This window comes from Providencia sp. UF-224 (assembly GCF_058245955.1).
Genome location: NZ_JBSICC010000001.1, coordinates 181,511 through 203,887, shown reverse-complemented (window position 1 = coordinate 203,887; position 22,377 = coordinate 181,511). Strand labels below are relative to the sequence as shown.

19 protein-coding genes are annotated in these 22,377 nt (G+C 41.5%); 16 read left to right on the top strand and 3 right to left on the bottom strand.

All coding sequences use genetic code 11. The annotated features are described in order from the left end of the window. Positions 1-43 precede the first annotated feature (43 nt). The 13 genes from mltG (at position 44) to umoD (ending at position 14,077) form a co-directional block, all read left to right on the top strand. On the top strand, positions 44-1,066 hold the full coding sequence (gene mltG, locus AC4IFO_RS01030) for an endolytic transglycosylase MltG (protein ID WP_490731112.1): 1,023 nt from the start codon (positions 44-46) through the stop codon (positions 1,064-1,066). 6 nt (positions 1,067-1,072) lie between these two features. After that, the gene (tmk, locus tag AC4IFO_RS01025) at positions 1,073-1,699 is read left to right on the top strand and encodes a dTMP kinase (protein WP_490731110.1); all 627 of its coding nucleotides are present in this window, start codon (positions 1,073-1,075) and stop codon (positions 1,697-1,699) included. A 12-nt stretch (positions 1,700-1,711) separates the two neighbouring features. After that, positions 1,712-2,704, top strand: a complete 993-nt coding sequence (gene holB / locus AC4IFO_RS01020) for a DNA polymerase III subunit delta' (protein ID WP_490731108.1) — start codon at positions 1,712-1,714, stop codon at positions 2,702-2,704. A 12-nt stretch (positions 2,705-2,716) separates the two neighbouring features. Then, positions 2,717-3,508: a metal-dependent hydrolase gene (locus tag AC4IFO_RS01015; RefSeq protein WP_490731106.1), complete on the top strand. Its 792-nt coding sequence runs from the start codon at positions 2,717-2,719 to the stop codon at positions 3,506-3,508. Between the two features lie 47 nt (positions 3,509-3,555). Continuing rightward, complete coding sequence (hinT, locus tag AC4IFO_RS01010) at positions 3,556-3,906, top strand: purine nucleoside phosphoramidase (RefSeq protein WP_219247379.1); 351 nt, start codon at positions 3,556-3,558, stop codon at positions 3,904-3,906. Positions 3,907-3,926: 20 nt separating this feature from the next. Beyond that, positions 3,927-4,319 (top strand): YcfL family putative periplasmic lipoprotein, encoded by a 393-nt coding sequence (locus AC4IFO_RS01005; protein ID WP_490731104.1) that lies wholly within the window; start codon positions 3,927-3,929, stop codon positions 4,317-4,319. Between the two features lie 2 nt (positions 4,320-4,321). Continuing rightward, on the top strand, positions 4,322-4,900 hold the full coding sequence (gene lpoB / locus AC4IFO_RS01000; protein WP_490731102.1) for a penicillin-binding protein activator LpoB: 579 nt from the start codon (positions 4,322-4,324) through the stop codon (positions 4,898-4,900). Position 4,901: 1 nt separating this feature from the next. After that, positions 4,902-5,765 (top strand): phosphotransferase, encoded by an 864-nt coding sequence (locus AC4IFO_RS00995; protein ID WP_490731100.1) that lies wholly within the window; start codon positions 4,902-4,904, stop codon positions 5,763-5,765. 52 nt (positions 5,766-5,817) lie between these two features. After that, positions 5,818-6,840, top strand: a complete 1,023-nt coding sequence (nagZ, locus tag AC4IFO_RS00990) for a beta-N-acetylhexosaminidase (protein ID WP_490731098.1) — start codon at positions 5,818-5,820, stop codon at positions 6,838-6,840. 1,337 nt (positions 6,841-8,177) lie between these two features. Further along, complete coding sequence (locus AC4IFO_RS00985) at positions 8,178-9,530, top strand: OprD family outer membrane porin (RefSeq protein ID WP_490731096.1); 1,353 nt, start codon at positions 8,178-8,180, stop codon at positions 9,528-9,530. A 39-nt stretch (positions 9,531-9,569) separates the two neighbouring features. Further along, on the top strand, positions 9,570-11,189 hold the full coding sequence (locus AC4IFO_RS00980) for a bifunctional metallophosphatase/5'-nucleotidase (RefSeq protein WP_490731094.1): 1,620 nt from the start codon (positions 9,570-9,572) through the stop codon (positions 11,187-11,189). 417 nt (positions 11,190-11,606) lie between these two features. Next, the gene (locus tag AC4IFO_RS00975) at positions 11,607-12,911 is read left to right on the top strand and encodes an NAD(P)/FAD-dependent oxidoreductase (RefSeq protein WP_490731092.1); all 1,305 of its coding nucleotides are present in this window, start codon (positions 11,607-11,609) and stop codon (positions 12,909-12,911) included. Between the two features lie 572 nt (positions 12,912-13,483). Next, entirely contained in the window at positions 13,484-14,077 is a 594-nt protein-coding gene (gene umoD / locus AC4IFO_RS00970) for a UmoD family flagellar biogenesis regulator (protein WP_490731090.1), read from the top strand. Between the two features lie 69 nt (positions 14,078-14,146). On the opposite strand, the gene mfd is transcribed toward umoD, so the two are convergent. Then, positions 14,147-17,590, bottom strand: coding sequence for a transcription-repair coupling factor (mfd, locus tag AC4IFO_RS00965; protein ID WP_490731088.1), 3,444 nt, complete (start codon positions 17,588-17,590; stop codon positions 14,147-14,149). 276 nt (positions 17,591-17,866) lie between these two features. Here mfd and lolC point away from each other — a divergent pair, with 276 nt between their 5' ends. From lolC to lolE, 3 genes are read left to right on the top strand one after another with little or no spacing between them, the layout of a single operon-like run. Further along, on the top strand, positions 17,867-19,069 hold the full coding sequence (lolC, locus tag AC4IFO_RS00960) for a lipoprotein-releasing ABC transporter permease subunit LolC (protein WP_490731086.1): 1,203 nt from the start codon (positions 17,867-17,869) through the stop codon (positions 19,067-19,069). Beyond that, positions 19,062-19,763 carry a lipoprotein-releasing ABC transporter ATP-binding protein LolD gene (lolD, locus tag AC4IFO_RS00955; RefSeq protein WP_490731084.1) on the top strand — a complete coding sequence of 234 codons (702 nt, stop codon included), beginning with the start codon at positions 19,062-19,064 and terminating at the stop codon, positions 19,761-19,763. The genes lolC and lolD overlap by 8 nt, the downstream gene beginning before the upstream one ends. Beyond that, entirely contained in the window at positions 19,763-21,010 is a 1,248-nt protein-coding gene (gene lolE / locus AC4IFO_RS00950) for a lipoprotein-releasing ABC transporter permease subunit LolE (RefSeq protein ID WP_490731082.1), read from the top strand. The genes lolD and lolE overlap by 1 nt, the downstream gene beginning before the upstream one ends. A 61-nt stretch (positions 21,011-21,071) precedes the next feature. Here the strand turns inward: lolE and AC4IFO_RS00945 are convergent, their stop codons facing one another. Together AC4IFO_RS00945 and AC4IFO_RS00940 are read right to left on the bottom strand one after the other, a co-directional pair. Further along, positions 21,072-21,617 carry a class IV adenylate cyclase gene (locus AC4IFO_RS00945; RefSeq protein ID WP_490731080.1) on the bottom strand — a complete coding sequence of 182 codons (546 nt, stop codon included), beginning with the start codon at positions 21,615-21,617 and terminating at the stop codon, positions 21,072-21,074. 138 nt (positions 21,618-21,755) lie between these two features. After that, positions 21,756-22,244 (bottom strand): TIGR00645 family protein, encoded by a 489-nt coding sequence (locus tag AC4IFO_RS00940; protein WP_219247404.1) that lies wholly within the window; start codon positions 22,242-22,244, stop codon positions 21,756-21,758. Positions 22,245-22,377 lie beyond the last annotated feature (133 nt).

The following is a 22,377-nucleotide window of genomic DNA, read 5'->3' as shown; positions in this document are numbered from 1 at the left end:
TTTGCATAAATTAAAGTCTAATACGCATTGGTATGGTCAATAAATGAAATTAGCTAAAAAAATCATTTTGATTGCTGTTGTTCTAATTACCGTTGTGGCGATTGCACTTTATTTGCAATATCGCCAAGTATTGAATTACGCGAAAACACCGATTAACCTCACACAAGAAAAAATTTTCACTGTGCCTGCGGGGACAGGGCGTGTGGCATTTGAAACATTGCTAATCAATGAAAAACTGATTGAGCAGGGAAATGAATTTCAATGGTTATTAAAGCTGCGTCCTGAATTGGCACAGCTCAAAGCGGGCACATACCGTTTACAACCTGATATGGATGTCGAACAGTTACTAAAATTGATCGTCAGCGGTAAGGAAGCTCAGTTTTCGATTCGGTTTATTGAAGGTAATCGTTTAGCCGATTGGAGCAATATTTTACGTGATGCGCCATACTTAGCGCACAAGTCCACTGAAATGACACCGACTGAGCTTTACACTGAAATAGGTTTTAAAGGTGAGGGAACCTTGGAAGGTTGGCTCTATCCAGACACCTATCTCTATACAGCGGGAACACCTGACACCGAAATTTTGAAACGTGCTCATAAGCGTATGCAAACCAGCCTTGATGATGAATGGAAAGGACGCGATAGGGATCTGCCGTATAAAAATGCCTATGAAATGTTGATTATGGCGTCAATTATCGAAAAAGAAACGGGGGTTGATAGTGAACGTTCGCAAGTAGCCTCGGTATTTGTTAACCGCTTGAAGCAAAAAATGCGTTTACAGACAGACCCAACGGTCATTTACGGCTTGGGTGATAAATATCGTGGTAAAATTTACCGCAGTGATTTAGATAATTACACCGAATATAACACCTATAAAATTGACGGGTTACCGCCAACACCAATAGCAATGCCAAGCTTGGCATCCGTAAAAGCAGCTGCACATCCAGCGAAAACAGATTATTTATATTTTGTCGCGGACGGTAAAGGGGGACATACCTTTAGCCGTAACTTGAATGACCACAACCGTGCCGTCAAAGTTTACCGCCAAATTGAACAGCAAAACTGATAAAACATGAAAAACCAATTTATTGTTATTGAAGGATTAGAAGGCGCAGGGAAAACCACCGCAATCAACACAGTGGTTGACACGCTTAACCATGCAGGTATCAACGATATCGTATTTTCCCGTGAGCCTGGGGGCACACCGCTGGCAGAAAAGCTGCGAGAGCTTATCAAACAAGGTATTGAAGGAGACAAAGTCACGGATAAAGCCGAACTTTTAATGCTGTATGCAGCCCGCGTGCAATTAGTTGATACCGTGATTAAACCTGCGCTTGCTGCTGGAAAGTGGGTTGTTGGAGATCGCCATGATATGTCATCGCAAGCTTATCAAGGCGGTGGACGCCAGATTGATCGCCATTTAATGCAGTCTCTACGTGATTTAGTGTTAGGTGATTTTAAACCTGACCTGACGTTATACCTTGATTTATCGCCAGAACTCGGTTTACAACGTGCTCGTTCACGGGGCGAGTTAGATAGAATTGAAAAAGAGTCACTCGCGTTTTTTGAAAGAACTCGAGAAAGATATTTGGAACTTGCTGCGGGTGATAAATCCATCGTGACGATTGATGCAAGCCAAAATATCGAGCAAGTTCAAAATGATATTCGCACTGCATTACTGACATGGTTAGCGAAATAAGGTGTTGATGGCATGAATTGGTATCCTTGGTTAAATGAGCCTTATCGGCAAATCATTGCGGCTTACCAAAGTGGCCGAGGTCACCATGCCTTGTTGCTTAGTTCTATTTCAGGTAATGGTGCTGATGCATTATGCTATGGGGTTAGCCGTTGGTTAATCTGTCAAAATCGTGATGGGATGAAAAGTTGTGGGGAGTGCCATAGTTGCCATCTGATGCTGGCAGGGACACACCCTGATTACCATGTGATAGAGGTTGAAAAAGGGAAATCGACGGTCAGTGTTGATTCGGTCAGAAAGCTGATTGAAACCTTAAGCAGTCATGCGCAACAAGGTGGTAGTAAGGTGGTGTATATTCCCAGTACGGATGCCCTTACCGATGCCGCGGCGAACGCATTGCTAAAAACCCTTGAGGAACCGGCTAAAGGTACCTATTTTTTGTTAGGTAGCGAAAAGCAAGAAAACTTGTTAGCTACGATCCGCAGCCGTTGCCTGAGTCACTTTTTACCAGCACCAGATTCGCAAATCGCATTATATTGGCTGCAAAAGCAAAAGCCTGATTTGGTTATGGCTGATGCGGTTACTGCCTTAAAACTTTGCCAAGGCGCACCAGTTGCGGCGTTAGCGCTACTTGATGCCAATTTATGGCAAAAGCGCACCGCACTATGCCATAGTATGGCGTTAGCATTACAAAACCGCGATATGCTAAGTTTGTTACCGTCGCTCAATATAGATGATGCGGTGATGTCTCTGAATTGGCTATTAAGCTTATTTGCTGATGCCATTAAGGTACAGCAAGGCGCAGCGCAGTTTTGCATTAACCAAGACTATAGCGCGCAAGTGATGCAGTTAGCATCCATGATGAACCGTACACAACTTCATGATGTGTACAAGCAATGGCTGCACTGTCGCCATCAATTACTGACCGTTCCTGCGTTAAACCAGGAACTTCTGTTGGCTAATCAATTATTACAATGGGAAGCCTTACTGGCGAGCCCCTCATTTTAAAAAGAGTTAAATATGTTTGTTGTTGATTCACACTGCCATCTCGACTGTTTAGATTATGAAAAATTACATACGAATGTCGATGATGTGATAACAAAAGCGTCTGCCCGTGATGTTGGTTTCATGTTAGCGGTGGCAACGACGCTGCCGGGCTTTGAAAAAATGAAAACGTTGATTGGTGAGCGTGACAATATTGCATTTTCTTGTGGTATTCACCCCCTGAATTTAGATGAAGGGCACGATTTCGAGCGTTTAGCGCAGTTAGCGGCGGGGAAGGAAGTTGTTGCCTTAGGGGAAACTGGCTTAGATTATTATTACCAGCAGGAAAATGCAGCGTTACAGCAAGAGTCATTCCGCCAACATATCCGTATTGGCCGTGAGGTGAATAAACCTGTCATTGTGCATACCCGCTCAGCGCGAGAAGACACGCTAGCAATCTTACGTGAAGAAAAGGTAATGGATTGTGGCGGTGTATTGCACTGTTTTACTGAAGATAAAGACACCGCTATCGAGTTGCTTGATTTAGGCATGTACATTTCATTCTCAGGCATTGTGACATTCCGTAATGCAGAGCAAATTCGTGAAGCGGCGCGAATTGTCCCGCTAGATAGAATTCTTGTCGAAACAGATTCACCTTACTTAGCACCCGTTCCGCACCGTGGAAAAGAAAACCAGCCTGCTTATGTGCGTGATGTGGCGGAATACATGGCTGTACTCAAGGGTGTTAGTGTTGAGGATATGGCCGAGATCACCACACAGAATTTCAATCGTTTGTTTCATTTAAATGTCGGCGTGAATAACGCATAATCAACACACGATAATTAAATCATTCTTGAATTATTAAGGAAATTAACATGGCAGAAGAAACCATTTTCAGCAAGATCATCCGTCGTGAAATCCCTGCGGATGTGGTTTACCAAGATGAGCTAGTCACGGCTTTTCGTGATATTTCACCACAAGCGCCATCACACATCTTAATCATTCCTAATAAATTGATCCCAACTGTGAACGATGTCACTGCGGATGATGAACTGGCTCTTGGCCGTTTATTTACGGTTGCGGCAAAAATTGCGAAAGAAGAAGGTATTGCAGAAAGTGGATACCGTTTAATTATGAATTGCAATGAGCACTCGGGCCAAGAAGTTTTCCACATTCATATGCACTTAGTGGGTGGTCGCCCATTAGGCCCATTATTGGCCAAATAATGAAAATATTGGGAACAACAATGAACCGCGCGGTATTACTAGGTACGCTCGTCGTACTTTTGAGTGGTTGCCTCTATAAAAAGCCACAAGGGTTGGTTTTTAATGAGCAGCAGCGTGTGATCATGGAACCGTCTGTGTTGGCACAAGGTATCATTGTTGAAAACCCAATTGTGAGTATGGTGGAGCATCAACTTGTTGCCACCATCAATATTAGCAATGTGGAGTCGAAAGCGGTCAATATCGCTTATCGCCTGTATTGGTACGATAAGCAAGGGTTGAAGGTGGAGACATCGGCAATTGCAGAGCAATTATTATTACCGAGCTCCACAGAGCAAATTCGCGCGGTAACCTCTTCTCCTCGTGCAGATAATCTGCGTATTCATATTTTTTTATCCCCTAAGGCCGGAGAATAATAATGAAACGGATCTTAATGGTAGCCGCGGCAGCGCTTATTTTAGCTGGCTGTCCGTCATACCCACCACAACAACCTGTTGAGCAGCCACCGATTGTGCCGATTGAGTCGCAGCAGCCAGAAGTGACGCCGCCACCGCCACCGGATAAGGTGCCAACACCGCCTAAACAGCAAACAACGGATTGGTCTGCGGCAATAGCACCGTTAGTTGCACAAATGGCAGCGGCAGATGGCGTGGAGTCTGGCAAAGTTTTACTTGTCGACTCAGTCAAAAATAATACGAATGGTTCTCTTCCTGTGCAACAGATTACAGCCAATATGATGTCTGCGGTAGAGAATACTCACCGTTTTAATGTTGTCCCACAAGATGTGGTTAATGCAGCGCGTAAGACGCTGGGGTTATCCCAAGAAGATAGCCTTGTGACTCGCAGCAAAGCAATTGGCCTTGGTCGCTATGTACAGGCAAATTATGTGATTTACAGCGTGATGTCTGGGTCAAACAAAGAAAGGCGTCTTGAGATGCAATTAATGGAAGTGCAAACAGGCGAAATTATTTGGACTGGAAAAAACAATATTGAGTAACATGCAGTCATTGCTTGCTTTACTCTCGGCACATTTCCCAGCAATTTCAAACAAGTGCTGGGAAATTTCTCCCTTAGTTGGGTTATCCGGTGGCAGCTTTTTAGTTGAAAGTCATCAACCCAATTGCCCCTTAAAACTGGTGGCTCGAGCTGATACATATCGGCAAAATGCCTTGTATGTCTCTCGACATAAAGAAGCCCGTATTTTACAGCAAATTCAGCATTTACCCTTTGCTCAGGCGGTGGTTGCACATAATGCTGAGTGGTTAGTTTTAGCATGGTGTGAAGGGCAACATCCCCACGAGGATCGGTTTTACTCGCAAGAATTTCAGCAGAAACTTGCCAGTATCGTTGCTACTTTGCATTGTTCATCGTTATTGACTTACACATTGCCATTGAGAGCCGAAATAGCCCATTATGGGGAACGCGTCGATCCACAACGGTTTTCTCCACGCTGGAAGCGGCTTCATCGAGACTTTTTACAAAAAAAGATGCCAAAGGCGTTGAAATTGGCACCTGCCCATATGGATATTCATCCTAAAAATATCATTATTCAAGAAGATGACGAATTGATGTTATTGGATTGGGAATATACCGCAAATACCGATATTGCGTTTTCGCTAGAAACCTATTTTCAATTCAATAACTTTACCGTGCGCCAGCGCCAGCAATTTCTGACGCAATATTGTGATATTCAAGGCGCTTACCGCGATAAATTTCAGTTAACGCATCACTGTAATTTATGGTCACCTTGGGTAAAATACATGACATTAATGTGGTATGAAGTGCAGTGGCATGAAAGTCGAGACCCTGACTTTTTGTTACACTCTCAACCACTACGACAATATTTCAGTTTGCTAGGCTAAATGCTTAGCACAACCTCTATACAGTTAACGAATGAAATAAGTGAGGCAGGTTATGGGCCCGATAATGCTCGATGTTCAGGGGTATGAACTGGACAATGAAGAACGCGAAATATTAGCTCATCCACTGGTGGGCGGCTTAATTTTATTTACCCGTAACTTTCATGATGCAGCACAACTGCGTGAATTGGTTCGTCAAATCCGGGATGCATCACGAAACCGACTGTTGATTGCAGTCGACCAAGAAGGTGGGCGTGTACAACGTTTTCGCGATGGTTTCACAGCACTACCATCAGCACAAGCATTTGCCGCACTGAATAATGAACATGATGGTGCAAAATTGGCAGAGGAAGCAGGCTGGTTAATGGCCGCAGAAATGATAGCGATGGATATCGACATTAGTTTTGCGCCTGTACTTGATTTAGGCCATCAAAGTATTGCGATTGGTGAGCGCTCATTCCATGAAAACCCTGAGATAGCGATGGTGATGGCAGAGCGCTTTATTAAAGGGATGCATAGCGCTGGAATGAAAACAACAGGGAAGCATTTTCCTGGTCACGGTGCAGTAAAAGCGGACTCTCATAAAGAAACACCTCGGGATGACCGTACCCTTGATGTAATTCGCGGCAAAGACATGTCGATTTTCAAAGATTTTATTCAAAGAGAATTGTTAGATGCCATCATGCCTGCCCATGTTATTTATACACAGGCCGATGACAGGCCGGCAAGTGGTTCGCCTTTCTGGTTAAAATCTGTTTTACGTGAGCAACTTGGCTTTAATGGCGTTATTTTTTCTGACGATCTATCGATGGAAGGTGCTGCGATTATGGGCAGTTACCCTGAAAGAGCCAAGGCGTCCTTGAATGCAGGTTGTGACATGATCCTGGTCTGTAATAACCGTGAGGGTGCAGTGAGCGTATTGGATAATCTACCAAAACAACATGATAGCCAAGCCTCGAAGCTTTATCACAGTGGCCGACAATACAGTTTGGCAGAGTTGCAAAGTGCGGCACGTTGGCAGGAAAGTAACCAAAAATTGGTTGAATTACATAATAGATGGCAAGAATCTAAGCAGTAATCAAAAATAAGAACCGATTAAGCCAGTGAGAAGACTTATCTCACTGGCTTTTTTTATGTAATAGCTAGCCTTAATGTGGCGCGTTTAGGAGCAGGGTATTCGCTGGTTATTTTCTATAACGTTACCCGTAACGCTATTAAATAAATTTAATAGGATTTAATTTATTTAAAAAATAGGATAAATAAAAAACCAAAACTTATTTTTTAATAAAAATTAATAATCCACAAAAACAACACAAATGAAACAAAGTTACTTCAAGAATATGGCAGAAGTATAAATGCTGATATTTTAATCGGACTGTAATTGGGAAGATAAACTAAATAATTTAAGATTAAAGTAATAAAAGATTGTTTTCAATTTCTCTTAGGGTAGTTTGGCTATGGTTCATAAATTGAGCTTATAATTAAAAGTATTAGAAAGGCTAAATAGCTGAACATTAACTCTCTGTTATTTGGGCATATTAGTTAACGCAAACGTTTTGCATAAAAACTAAACATATAATGCCGTATCTTAAGCTGGGCTAAAGGTATATATGTATTTAATATTCCAAAAACAAATGGGGTATTGACAAAAAGAATGGGGATATCAAGTTCTGAAAATGTGCATATAAGCACATAATGTTGTAGTTATGCTCAGATTTTAAAGGTTTTTTCTTTTGGCCTTAAGGTAAATAAAGTTTTCAGTTTTATATCTCTTAATCTATATAGAAGGTAAATAGGATTTATATGTGATGTATATCACATTCATATAGATATTGAATGCAACTTATGTAACGTGTTGTGACAGTGATCGTTTTAATTGACGTTAAATTACGTTAGCATTCCTATTATGATAGTTTTATGACAATGCGCCATCAAGTACAGTGCATTGAAAAAGAAAGCCATTCACAAACAAGATATTAAGTAAAATAGAGCAGGTAAATTCTGAGAAGCTTATTTCTCATGGGATAACTTTGCCCAAAAGAAAATAGAGATAGCTAACAGAATTTTGACCATAAATGATACTTTCTATGCTGTTTAAATATTAACACCTTATTGTTACTTAACCGAAATGAAACACGAAAAATGAGTGAGAATGCCTCGGAATAATTAAAATTAATTAAGTTTTAACAGTAAGGATAACACCTTATTAACTCAAAAAGTAAACACGTATGCGGCTAAATTGCTGTATGAATTTTTTTATTTAAAAAATGACTTTAGTGTTTGAAATGGACGTATTTGTTTATCGTTAAGTTAAATTGTTTTACTAAGCTAAAAATAAAAATGGTGATTTGTTGTTCATGAGAACATGGCACAACATAAAATTAATTCAAATAATCATTAACTAGGTTAATTCCAATGAAAGTTAAAAATCTTGCGCTATTAATGCTTTCTCCTTGCTATTTAGCAGTTACCATGGCAAATGCGAGCAACTGGGAAAATTCAATCAAAGAAAACTCATTTATTGCGGATTCAGAGTTAGAGCTGTCAACTCGTAATATGTGGAAATACCTGAAAACTGAAAACCGTTTCGATAAAGACGAAGGTCGTTATAGAAAGCAAGTTGCAAATGCTTGGGGTCAAAACTTCCAAGCTGATTTTACTTCAGGTTATTTTGCTGATGTGATTGGGTTTGATGCATCCTACTACGGCGGTATTAAATTAGGCGCAAGTAAAGACTTCGCCTCTCGTGCAATTTTATATAACGATGATGGCCATGCGAAAGGTTATAACAAAATTGGTCAGCGTTATGCCAAAGTAAAATTAGATTTAGAACCTGTTAAATTTAATGCGAAAGCAGGTTGGTTTACACTGAAAAACACGGGTATTTTCACGAACTCACAACGCCTTTCTTTAAACAGCTACAGTGGTTATTACACCAATACAGCCATTGATGATTGGAGCTTGGATTTATTATATCTCGACAAGAAAGTCATGCGTCGTGATAGCCCAAACATTGATGCAATGTATTTTACTGATGGTAATGGTGTAAGACACAACGTTAACCACGTGATCACGGGTGGCATTAACTACAATACTAAACCACTGAAAGTACATTATTTTTACGGTCAAGCTGACGATTTATTCCGTCAACAAGGTCTTGAAGCAAAATATAAGCTGACCTCTGACTTAACACTCGGCACACAAATTTATAATCATGAATACGGTAGTGACGGTAAACGTACTGAAACTAACGATGCAAAAGGCAAACGTAACTTTGACAAACGTGCATGGCACTATGCGGGAACCGCAGAATGGCGGGTACCAGAAACCCCATGGACACTTAGCACTGGCTTAACCCATACCCAAGCGAAAAAAGCGAACGGCGTTGGTCAATTTGCTCGTAACCCAATCGGCAACACCCGTGGTCGTTTTAACTCACCTGCATACTCAGATATCGACTATGTTCGTGACGGTGAAACGATGATCGCGTTAGCTGCTGAATACCGTGTGAGCAAAGAACTGTCTGTAGGTGCGCGTACCAACTATTCAGAATTCAAATATGAAGGCGAAAGATTAAAACAAGGTCAATTTGGTCTATTCAGCTACTGGAAACCAACAGAAAACTTATCGGTTTCATTGAGCGGCGGTCTGGGTTGGCACCATCAGCAAGAAAACGACTATACCACACCAAAACTGTATGACGGCCACTCACGTCGTGCACACTCGTTGTCAGGTTCTATGACAACCACTTATCGCTTCAAAATGTAGTCGGCAGTTGAGTCCTGCTTAAAATAAAAGGGTTGAAAAATGAAACATAAAATTGGATTACTGACCGTTTTGATTTCGGGAGCGCTACTTGCAGGTTGTGCAACCAAAACGGCCGACACAGTGAAAGTGCAGGTTATTGGTATCAATGACTTCCACGGCGCATTACAAGCTCCGGGCGATGGTAAATTAGGTGGCATCGAATCTATCGCGACTTTAGTTAACCAACTACGTGCACAAAACGATAAAACTATCGTGGTAGGTGCAGGTGACTTAGTCGGTGCGAGCCCATTATTGTCTTCTATGTTCTACGATGAGCCGACAATCGAAGCATTAAGCGCGATTGGTATGGAAACCAGTGCTGTAGGTAACCATGAGTTCGATAAAGGCAAAGAAGAGCTGCTGAGAAAACAAAACGGTGGCTGCCATCCGACCGCTGGTTGTGTGGGTAAAGATTCCTTTGCTGGCGCTGACTTTAACTACTTAGCGGCGAACGTAATCGTGAAGGAAACAGGCGAAACCCTGTTCCCATCTTACTTTATTAAAGAGTTTGATGGCATTCCGATGGCGTTTATTGGCCTAACATTAGAAGGTACACCGGCTATCGTGACACCAAGTGGTACCGCAGGTTTAGAGTTCAAAAATGAAGTCGAAACCATTAACAACCAAGTTAAATTGTTAAAAGCGAAGGGTATCAATAGCATCGGTGTTTTGATCCATGAAGGTGCGACCCAACAAGTCGATACTAAAGTCAAAGATATTAATCGTTGTGATAATATCAAAGGCCCAATTGTTGATATCGTTAATCAATTAGATGGCGCTGTTGATTTTGTGGTCAGTGGCCATACTCACCAAGCATATAATTGTGAAATTAACGGTAAAACAGTTATTTCAGCCCAGTCTAACGGTACGTTGTTATCTCAGTTAAACATTGAGATTGATAGAAAAACAAAAGATATTGTTAGCATTAAAGCGAAAAATATTCCTGTTGAAACAAAACGTTATGAGAAAAACCCTGAGTTAACGACTTTCGTCCAAAAATACGAAAAAATTGCGTTACCAATTTCGCAAGAAGTGATGGGTTCTCTGAGCGCGGATTCAGACAAGAAATTATTGTCTGGTGGGGATTCAACGCTAGGTAAAATCATTGCCGATGGCCAATTGTACGTTGCTTCTGCAAAAGATGCGGGTGGCGCACAAATCGCCTTCATGAACAGTGGTGGTATTCGTGCTGACATGAAAGCGGGTCAACAGACTTACGGTGATATCTTTACCGTTCAACCATTCTCTAACGTTGTGGTAACACAGTCCCTGACTGGAGCTCAAATTAAAAAAGCCCTTGAGCAACAATGGGATCGTGCGCGTCCACAAGTGATGCCAGTTTCTAAAGGTTTCTACTATGAGTGGGATGACAGTCGCGCAGTGGGCGATAAAGTTATCCAAAACTCAATCAAGTTAAATGGCAAACCATTAGACATGAAAAAAACCTACCGTGTTGCTGCTAATGAGTTCTTAGCAACGGGTGGTAGCCGTTTCTCAGCCTTCGATGAAGGTAAAGACCGTGTTTACAGCTTGCCAGATAACGAAGCATTAATGCAATACTTCAAAGATAACTCACCAGTTGCAGTCCCAACTGACGTGCGTATTAAAAAAATCAAATAACGAAAATTGATTTTTGAATAATTGAAACCCGAGGCGCTCAGCGTTTCGGGTTTTTTGTTGTTTTTATTCATTCCGCTATCCCACCATACAAAGATAATCAATTGTCTGTCTTAAAATAAAAATGATACAATAATGATTCTCATTATCATTAAATAATGTGTGGATTTAATCATCTGATTGATATTAAACAGTTTCAAGCTGACTCGATTCATGCCCTGACAAAAAATGATTTGAAGAGGGTTGCCGATGCCTTGATAATCAATTAAATTGATGTAAATCAATATTTGGTATTACCAATAGACCAAGCGTGATATTCTAAATTTTCTATCAAGAATAACGAGAGCGTTAATTATTGTTATCTAAGATTTTTATCACTAGAAACCTTAAATAACTTTAATATATTTGTTCGAGGAATTTATGACCTTATCTCAACCAAAAATCATCGTTGTCGGCGGTGGTGCGGGTGGCTTAGAGCTAGCAACACGTTTGGGCCGAAAATTAGGTAGAAAAAAACGTGCGCACATTACGCTTGTTGACCGTAACCCAAGTCACCTTTGGAAACCTTTGTTACACGAAGTGGCAACGGGCTCATTGGATGATGGTGTTGATGCGATTAGTTACTTAGCGCATGCAAGGCATAATGCATTCAATTTTCAGTTAGGTTCATTAACAAATATTGACCGTGAGAATAAAAAAATCGTGTTAGGCGAACTGCATGATAAGCACGGTGAGTTATTAGTACCTTTACGGGAATTGGAATACGATATTTTAGTGATGGCGCTGGGCAGTACATCAAATGACTTTGGTACCCCGGGTGTGAAAGATCACTGTATTTTCTTAGATAATCCGCATCAAGCTCACCGTTTTCATGATGAAATGTTAAATTTATTCTTACGCTATTCCGTGCGTGATAACGCAGAGGAAAAAGTGAATATTGCCATTGTTGGAGGCGGTGCGACAGGGGTTGAATTATCGGCAGAACTGTACAATGCCGTTGAGCAACTCACCAGCTACGGGTTTAAAGGGTTAGATACTGATGCCTTAAATGTGACGCTGGTTGAAGCGGGTGAACGTATTTTACCTGCATTACCACCGCGAATTTCAGGGGCGGCGCATCAAGAGCTGAATAAGCTAGGTGTCAATGTATTGACGAAAACTATGGTGACTAGCGCTGAGGCTGATGGGTTAAATACTAAAGAAGACGGTAAAATTCATGCAGATCTTATGGTGTGGGCTGCTGGCATAAAAGCGCCTGATTTTATGAAAGATATCGCAGGGTTAGAAACGAATCGAATTAATCAGCTAGTTGTTAAGCCTACGCTACAAACAACACTGGATGAGACGATTTTTGCCATCGGCGATTGTGCATCTTGCGCCAAACCCGAAGGGGGCTTTGTTCCTCCACGGGCACAGTCCGCACACCAAATGGCGAGCTTATGTTACGACAATATCCTTGCCATGATGAAAGATAAACCGCTTAAGGATTATATCTATAAAGATCATGGCTCGTTAGTGTCACTTTCGCGCTTTAGTACGGTGGGTAGCCTGATGGGCAATCTAATGCGTGGTGATATGATGGTGGAAGGGCGTATCGCTCGATTCGTTTATATTTCGTTATACCGTATGCATCAAATTGCACTGCACGGCTATATTAAAACGGGTTTAATGATGTTAGTCGGCAGTATTAATCGAATTATTCGCCCAAAACTTAAACTTCACTAATTTTACTCGTAGAAAGATAATTCTAAGTCACCACTGGTTATAATCTAGCCAGTGGTGTTGTCTTTAAGTTGCGAGGCGTGGGCAGAGAAAAGAGAGCACTGATGTAAAAAACGGGTTATTAGTTTTATTCACCTCATTTATTATCTACAAATATGGCTCTCTAGATCAATTCTCTTAATTGTTTAATCATTTAATATCATACAAGTATCATAGTTGATGATTGTATAGCATATTAATTTGTATTAAGTATTATTTAAAATGTATTAATTTAATTAAATACCATTAAATTAATTTGTTATTATTTTTTTATATAACGTTAAAATTGCAATGTTTTGATAAATTCATTTTAGTTTGTTGATATATGAATTTTTTTATTAGGGTTTACAGTGAATTTGAGTGCTCACAACTAGGTAGTTAGCATTTATAATGTATACATAAATAAAGAATTTATCATAGTATATTTGTTTGAAGTTAGGATAATTCTAAAAAAACGATATTTAGGTACGTAATTATCGAATTATCCAGTTCTATAGTTACAATATCTATATGGATATTAAAAAAAGGTGAATGCGGTGAAGCTAAAATTTAAGCTGTTGTTGGCGGCAGTCGCGGTTTGCCTTGTTGTTTTTGCTGTATCAGTGTTGGTCAAAGAGCCTGAAATTAAATTAGCTACAGTGCTCTCAGTTGAACCAATAAAAGAAAATCGCCTTGTCGAGTACGAAAATTGTACATTAACCGGTGTTCTTGGGTCGTTTAATCAGCAGTCGTTATCTCGTTTTCACCCAGCCCAAAACGAATGCAAGATGATTTTTATGATTGAAGCTCTGCAAGGTAAAGGCTTTCCTTCCTTATTTGACGACCGTAATAAAATCTGTGTGAACACACAAAAAATGGAACTGGTGGTGGTGGGTTATGATGTGGTTTATCAGATAGGTAAAACTATTGGTAAGGTTAGAACATCTTATGCCCCCTCGATTTTTATTCCATTAAATGATGACGGGCGTTTGGATTTACCCTCTTCAAATTCTATCTGCGAAACAGTACGTAGTGATGTTAAAGAACTTTTACCATTTTATTGCTTGCATCAAAATGAGTTGCCATTATCAAGCACATCAAACGTGTTGGAATTACAACAAAATAAAAATGCGTTAGGTTTTTTTGAATAAAATTAACGTGGTGTTCCGAAAGCAAAAAGGCTATCTAATGATAGCCTTTTTTAGTTGATTTAAAGAGGGTTAGGCAAGCAGATGTTCTTCAAAATCAGCGAGTAACTGCTTGATAAAATCTAGACGAGTCACTCTGTCAGATAAGTCATGGAAGAATTTCAAGCGTACAGGACCGTCTAAACGATAGGTTTTAGGTTGGTTTTGTAGCAGGCTAATTAAGAAACTTGGATCAACTTTATTTTTCTCACCAAATTCAATAAAACCGCCATTTTCATGCGCTTCGATACGTTTCACACCTAAAGATTGCGCTTGTAGGCGAATAGCCGCTGAGGTAAGTAGGAATTTCCCTGCATCAGGTAAACTACCAAAGCGGTCAATCAGTTCTGTACGCAATTCATTCAGCTCTTGGCTGTCTTTTGCACTTGCAATACGCTTATAAAATGAAAGGCGCATATTAACATCGTGAATATAATCATCTGGCAGCAAGACAGGCATTCGCAACTCAACTTCTGTTTGCTGGCTAGTTAAGTCTTCTAATGATGGCTCTCGCCCCTCTTTTAAGGCATCAACCGCACTTTCCAAGAGCTCCATATACAGCGTGAAGCCGATTGTGGTCATTTGCCCACTTTGATCTTCTCCAAGGAGTTCACCTGCACCGCGAATTTCAAGATCGTGTGTGGCAAGTGCAAAGCCTGCCCCTAAATCCTCTAAAGATGAAATCGCTTCAAGGCGTTTCTGTGCATCAGTAGTCATTGCCTTCGGATGAGGGGTCAGTAAATAAGCATAAGCTTGGTGATGAGAACGGCCGACACGGCCTCGTAATTGATGTAATTGCGCTAAACCGAAGTGGTCAGCACGCTCAATAATAATCGTGTTAGCGGTCGGGATATCGATACCGGTTTCAATTATGGTGGTGCAAATTAAAACGTTGAACCGTTGATGGTGGAAGTCTGTCATGACTCGCTCTAACTCGCGTTCACGCATTTGACCATGCCCCACGACAAACCGCGCTTCAGGGACTAACGTTTCGAGCCGTGCCTTGGCTTTTTCGATATTTTCTACATCATTGTACAAATAATAAACTTGTCCACCCCGTAAGGTTTCACGCAAAATCGCTTCACGAACGACGAGTTCATCATATTGACGAACAAAGGTTTTTACTGCTAAGCGACGTGCAGGTGGTGTTGCAATAATCGATAAATCCCGCATGCCACTCATCGCCATATTTAATGTTCGAGGTATAGGTGTTGCAGTCAGTGTTAAAATATCGACATCAGCCCGCATCGCTTTAATACGTTCCTTATGACGAACGCCAAATCGATGCTCTTCATCGACAACCAACAGGCCCAAATCTTTCCAGACAATATCGCTTTGCAATAATTTGTGTGTACCAATCAAGATATCCACTTTGCCATCTGCGGCATCAGCGATAATTTGTTGTTGCTCTTTTGCCGTTTTAAAGCGAGAAAGCATTTCGATACGAACGGGCCAGTTTGCAAACCTATCTCTAAAATTATCATAGTGTTGCTGAGCAAGAAGGGTGGTTGGAACTAACACTGCGACTTGCTTATTATTATTGATAGCAAGGAATGCAGCTCGCATCGCCACTTCAGTTTTACCAAAACCAACATCACCACAAACAAGCCTATCCATCGCCAATGGCTGGCACATGTCACTCAATACCGCATTAATCGCCATTTCTTGGTCTGGTGTCGTTTCAAAAGGGAAGCCTTGGCAAAATTCTTGGTATTGCTGTTTATCATGCTTGAAAGCAAAACCAGCTTTGGCTGCGCGTTGTGCATAAATATCAAGCAGTTCGGCTGCAACATCACGCACCTTTTCGGCCGCTTTTTGGCGAGCTCGCCCCCAACTGTCACTACCCAGTTTATGTAGCGGTGCATTTTCGTCAGCACCACCTGCATAACGGCTAATTAAATGCAGTGAGGAAACTGGCACGTATAGCTTGTCATTTCCTGCATAGGTCAGAATTAAATACTCAGCTTTAATCCCACCCGCCTCAAGTGTAATTAAACCCTGGTAGCGGCCCACACCGTGTTCAATATGAACGACAGGTTGCCCCGGACGCAGTTCTGCGAGATTGCGAATTAAGGTGTCCGTATTGATCGTGCGGCGGTTATCTGTACGGCGACGAACAACACGTTCGCCTAGTAGGTCACTTTCACAAATTAATGCTTTATTAGCATCTGATTGGATAAAACCGCGTTCTGCTGCACCAATAGTAATCGCGAAACGTGAGGTGACTGGACTTGTATAGCTTTCAATAATTTCAGGGCGTATTTTTAACCGTGCTAATAACTCCGTTACCGTTTCACGGCGGCCTTCACTTTCCACAGAAAAAACGAGCGTGCCATCGAATTGCTCACTAAACTGGCGCAGCTTTTCTAATGGCGTCTTGCTTTGCCCTTGAGTGCTGATATCAGGTAGCGGCAAATAATCTAAATTGGTATTTGCTGCTTTTTTAGGTAGCGTTTCAGATGAAAGTTGAATACGCGGCCATTGTTTTAAATTTTGGTTAAGTTGTTCAACGGTCAGCCATAAATCCGCAGGAGGAAGCAGGGGGCGCATAGGGTCAACACCGCGGCTTTCATAACGCTGTTGAGTGTCAATTTGGAAACGCTCTGCGGCTTCTTGTAGATGTTGTGAAACAATCAGGCTTGAAGGTGGTAAATAGTCGAACAATGACGGCAGTGGCTGGGCAAAAAATAATGGCTGCCAATACTCAATCCCTGTCGGTAGGGTATTCTTGCTGACTTGTTGATAAATGTGTTCAGGGTCGCGGCGTACTTCAAAGCGCTCACGCCATTGGCTACGAAAACGTTCAATCGCGTCTTTGTCCGTTGGAAATTCGTGAGCCGGCAATAAATTGATACTCGCGACTTCTTCTAATGTTCTTTGGGTATCGACATCAAACGTGCGTAAGCTGTCAATTTCATCATCAAAGAAATCAATGCGAAAGGGGAGTGAGCTGCCCATTGGGAACAAATCAAGAAGAGCGCCCCGAGTTGCATATTCGCCGTGCTCTAATACTTGTTCCACATGGCGATAACCCGCTTTGTCTAACTCATCACGTAAATTGTCACGTGACAGTTTGTCACCTTTTGCCATAACGAGTGCGTGGCTCGTTAAGAAGTCAGGTGGACACACTTTTTGCATTAAGGTATTTACAGGGAGGATCAGTGCGCCTTTTTGCAAAGTGGGTAAACGGTAAAGTGTTGATAAACGATGAGAAATGATTTCTTGATGTGGGGAGAAATTATCGTAGGGTAATGTTTCCCAATCAGAAAGTGTCTCAATAGGGTAATGTGTGAATTGTTGGATTTCATCACGTAAGCGTAATGCATTTTGCATATCTCGCGTCACAATCACAACGGGCCCTTGATGACGTTGTATCATTTCTCCACATTCAAGTGCACCAGCAGCCCCGATGAGGCAACCTAAATGGCGAACATCGCCACTACGACTAGGGAGTTCATAACGAAATTTTGAGGACATAGAAATCTTTGGTATCTCACAGCGATTAGTTAGCAGTTAAACAAGCGTCAGAACAATAATAGACAGCCTTTATATGATTCATACTTAAATAAATTAACAGACAGTTAAACAGCAAAACGAACCGTAAAACAACCTGTTTTTGTCAGTAATTTGTCCGAAATTCAAACAAAAAAGAAATGAAAGAAGAAAAAAAACCGTTGAGTGGTTCCATTCATCAATCGTACCCTTTATTATCGCTGAACACTTCGCTTTGGCAACAGGGGCATTAAAGATTTCATGCACCAATCTGTCTCATTATTTATAGGTCTACGTTATTTGCGTGGACGCGCAGCGGATAAATTTGGGCGCTTTGTTTCCAGTTTATCGGCTATTGGTATCACTCTCGGTGTTACAGCTTTAATTACTGTGACATCAGTGATGAATGGTTTCGAGCGATCACTACAAGATAGCATACTTGCCTATATGCCGCAGGCTATTTTAACGTCACCATCCGGTAATATCGACCCAGTAAAACACCCCATGTCTGACTTACAGCACCTGCAAGGTGTAAGTCGTATTGCACCCATTGTTCAATCTGATGTGGTATTGCAAAGCCGTACGAATGTTGGCGTGGGGGTTATGGCGGGCATCGAACCTGATGCGGATTCATTGTTGCTGGATAAACTCATTAGTGGCAGTCGAAGCGACCTCAAAGAAGGGAGTTATAATGTCTTTTTGGGTAACAAACTTGCAGATACATTGGGTGTGAAGCGTGGTGATGATGTTCGTTTAATTATTCCAGGCGTTAGCCAGTTGACTCCAATGGGGCGTATTCCAAGCCAGCGTTTATTTACGGTTGCAGGTATTTTTCAAACCAACGGCGAAGCGGATACGAGTGAGCTAATTGTTTCTGCTCAAGATGCCGCAAGAATGCTGCGCTATCCTGTGGGAAACATTACGGGTTGGCGCTTATATTTAAATGAGCCATTACAAGTGGATACGCTCAGCAAGCAAATTTTGCCTGAGGGACTTGTGTGGACGGATTGGCGTGAGCGTAAAGGGGAGTTTTTCCAAGCTGTTCGTATGGAAAAAAATATGATGGGCTTGCTATTGAGCTTAATCATTGCGGTTGCTGCCTTTAATATTATCACCTCCCTTTCTTTATTAGTGATGGAAAAACAGGGCGAAGTGGCGATTTTAAAAACCCTCGGTTTAAAGCGCTGGCGTATTTTGGCGATTTTTATGATCCAAGGTGCGGGAGCAGGTATTATTGGTACGTTGATTGGTACGGTTTTAGGCACGCTTTTATCAAGTCAGCTTAATGTGATTATGCCGTTAATTGGGTTATTACCCAAAGGGGTTTCTTTGCCCATTGTACTTGATTATTCAGGTATTTTAATTATTGCAGTTTCTGCGATGCTTATTTCACTGCTTGCGACGCTGTATCCTTCTTGGCGCGCAGCCGCAGTTCAACCTGCCGAGGCTTTACGTTATGAATAAACAACCACTTCTTGTCTGCGAACATTTAAGCAAAACCTATCAAGAAGGTTCTTTGTCGACGCAAGTGTTGAAAAATGTCAGTTTCTCCATGGGGCAAGGGGAAATGATGGCGATTGTCGGTAGCTCGGGGTCAGGAAAAAGTACGTTATTGCATTTATTGGGTGGTTTAGATACACCATCGGAAGGCAATGTTATTTTCCGCGGTCAGCATATTAACCAGCTTTCATCTGATGAGCGTGCGGCTATCCGTAATAAAGATTTAGGTTTTATTTATCAGTTTCATCACCTTCTGCCTGATTTTACGGCACTTGAGAACGTCGCGATGCCTCTGTTGATAGGTGCTATGGCAAAAGAATCTGCATTCGCTAAGGCAAAAGAAATGCTGCAAGCAGTGGGGTTAGAACATCGGGCAGATCATCGTCCTTCTGAGTTATCGGGTGGGGAGCGTCAACGTGTTGCGATTGCAAGAGCATTGGTGAATGAACCTGCGCTTGTGCTGGCGGATGAACCGACGGGGAACCTTGATTTACGCAATGCGGATGCGATTTTTGAGTTATTGGGCGAATTGAATCGTACACAACGCACCGCATTTTTAGTGGTTACCCATGACATGACATTGGCGCGTCGTTTATCACGCCAGTTGGAAATGCGTGATGGTCATTTACAGCAGGAAATCACGTTGGGGGCTCGGTGATGTCTAAATTGCCACTTACGCTCTTAGCTGCGCTGCGGTTTAGCCGAGGGCGCCGACGTACAGGTATGGTGTCTTTAGTGTCGATTGTCTCGACGCTGGGGATTGTGCTCGGTGTTGCAGTACTGATTATAGGCCTAAGCGCCATGAATGGTTTTGAACGTGAGCTGAACAATCGCGTATTGTCCGTTGTCCCTCACGGGCAAATCTACGCGGTAAAACCACCTTATAAAGATTGGGACTTTGCTGAGCAAGTGATCCGCAAAACGCCCGGAGTTGAAGGTGTTAGCCCATATGTGAATTTTACGGGGCTGCTTGAACGCGGTGCAAACTTAAAAGCTATTCAAGTAATGGGTGTATCTCCTGAAACGCAGTCACAAGTCAGTGCCTTGCCGCAATTTGTCTTAAATGATGCTTGGAAAAATTTTGCAGCAGGTAATCAATCGATTATTTTAGGGCAAGGCGTGGCTGATGCGTTGAATGTGAAACAAGGGGATTGGGTGACAATCATGATCCCCAACACCGATGAAAGTTTAAAGATCCAACAGCCTAAACGTATTCGTGTACAAGTCGAGGGGATTTTTAAACTCAGTGGTTTACTTGACCACCAATTGGCACTAGTGCCATTAGCAGACGCACAGCAATATTTAGATTACGGCGATGGCATAAGTGGTTTTGAAATTAAAGCGACAGATCCTTTTGAGGCCGATAAGGTCGTCTACGATGCAGGTTTAAAAACCATGCACCATGTCATTGTAAAAAGCTGGATTGGCGATTATGGCTATATGTACAATGATATTCAAATGGTGCGTAGTATCATGTACTTAGCGATGATTTTGGTTATCGGCGTTGCATGTTTTAATATTGTATCAACGCTGGTCATGGCGGTTAAAGATAAAAGCAGTGATATTGCTGTACTGCGGACTCTTGGTGCGAAGGACAGGCAAATTCGTGCCATTTTTTTATGGTACGGTTTACTCGGCGGTTTAGTTGGTTCCCTGATTGGTGTCGTACTTGGCGTATTGGTCTCTGTTAATTTAACGACCATTATTAAAGGGTTAGAGGCTGTTTTAGGTCATCCAATTCTTTCAGGGGATGTGTATTTTATTGACTTCTTACCGTCTGAACTTCACATTATGGATGTGGTTTATGTATTAATCACAACCGTTATTTTGAGCTTGCTGGCTAGTTGGTATCCAGCTCGTCGAGCCAGTAAATTAGACCCCGCTCGTATTTTAAGTGGTCAGTAGTTTTAGTATCAATGCCAGCGTATCTATTTCACTAAGGTGTAAGGTACGTTGGCATTTTTTCTTATTCTTTTTCTAAAAACATCTGTTTATAGCTGCGTTTTTCAATCATTTCTTCTGTAAAACCATACCCTTTAGCTACAGACATTAATCTTTGATAGTAGTGCCCAAGTAAGCTTTCATCATCCGTCATAATGGCAAATTCAGCAAACCAACCGATGCCATCAAGGTGGTCAACTGTTATGTGGACATCCCCGAGAAAATAAATACTGCGGATTTTTGTCGTTGTTAAATGACAATAATAACCTAAAGTCACTAACATATTTTGCACATGTTGGCAGTCATCAATATTAATGGCTTTGCATTCTGAAGAAGAAGGGCCTTTGACTATCCACAGTTTGATGCCAGATGGCACCATTTCACGAACACACATACTAATATTATTGTTTGAAAGGGGAAGGTTAGTGTTTTCATAGAAGTAATCTGTTTCTGAATTATTTTCAGTAAACGGTTCAGCGTGGTCAGCTTTGATTTTTTGTAGGAATACAGCGTGATCTGTTAAACGAAACTTAATTTCTGCTTCATATTTACCCACGAAATGTTCGCTCATTTTAACGTCCTTATTATGCCGTCATATTATTTAGGGTAATCGTAGCATAACAGGGAGAATGGCATAGCGTTAAAGGTGTGATAAAAATGAGAAGGCGCCTACTCTTCACATGAAAAATAGGCACAACAACAGTTTGAATTATTTTTTTGTCATCTTATCTAAGTAGCCCATGACAAAGGCAGAGAGTACAAAGGTGAGATGAATAATGACGTACCACATGAGTTTGTCATTTTCGACACTTTTTAAATCCATAAAGATTTTAAGCAAATGAATAGATGAAATCGCCACAATTGAAGCGGCAACTTTATTTTTTAGGGAAGAGGCATCCATCTTGCCTAACCAGCCTAGTTTCTCGCTGCTATCAGGAATATCCATTTGAGAAACAAAGTTTTCATAGCCAGAAAACATCACCATGACCAATAGGCCACCGACTAGCGCCATATCAATCAATGAGAGCAGCGTGAGGATCAAGTCAGCTTCAGGAATGGACAAGATATTCGGTAAAATATGGTAGAGTTCTTGGAAGAACTTAATCGTTAAAGCTAATAGTGTCAGTGAAAGCCCAAAATAAATAGGCGCTAAGATCCAACGTGAAGCATACATTGCTCTTTCGAAAAACTTTTCCATGAAACCCCTTTAAGTGATGAATTAATACCGCAGTAAATCTGCGGTGCATATCTTAACTGCATGAGGCATCATCAAGAAAGGTTTTTTTATTGTTTTACAGTTGTGCGATTTTTGTGGCTCAATCATGAGAAAA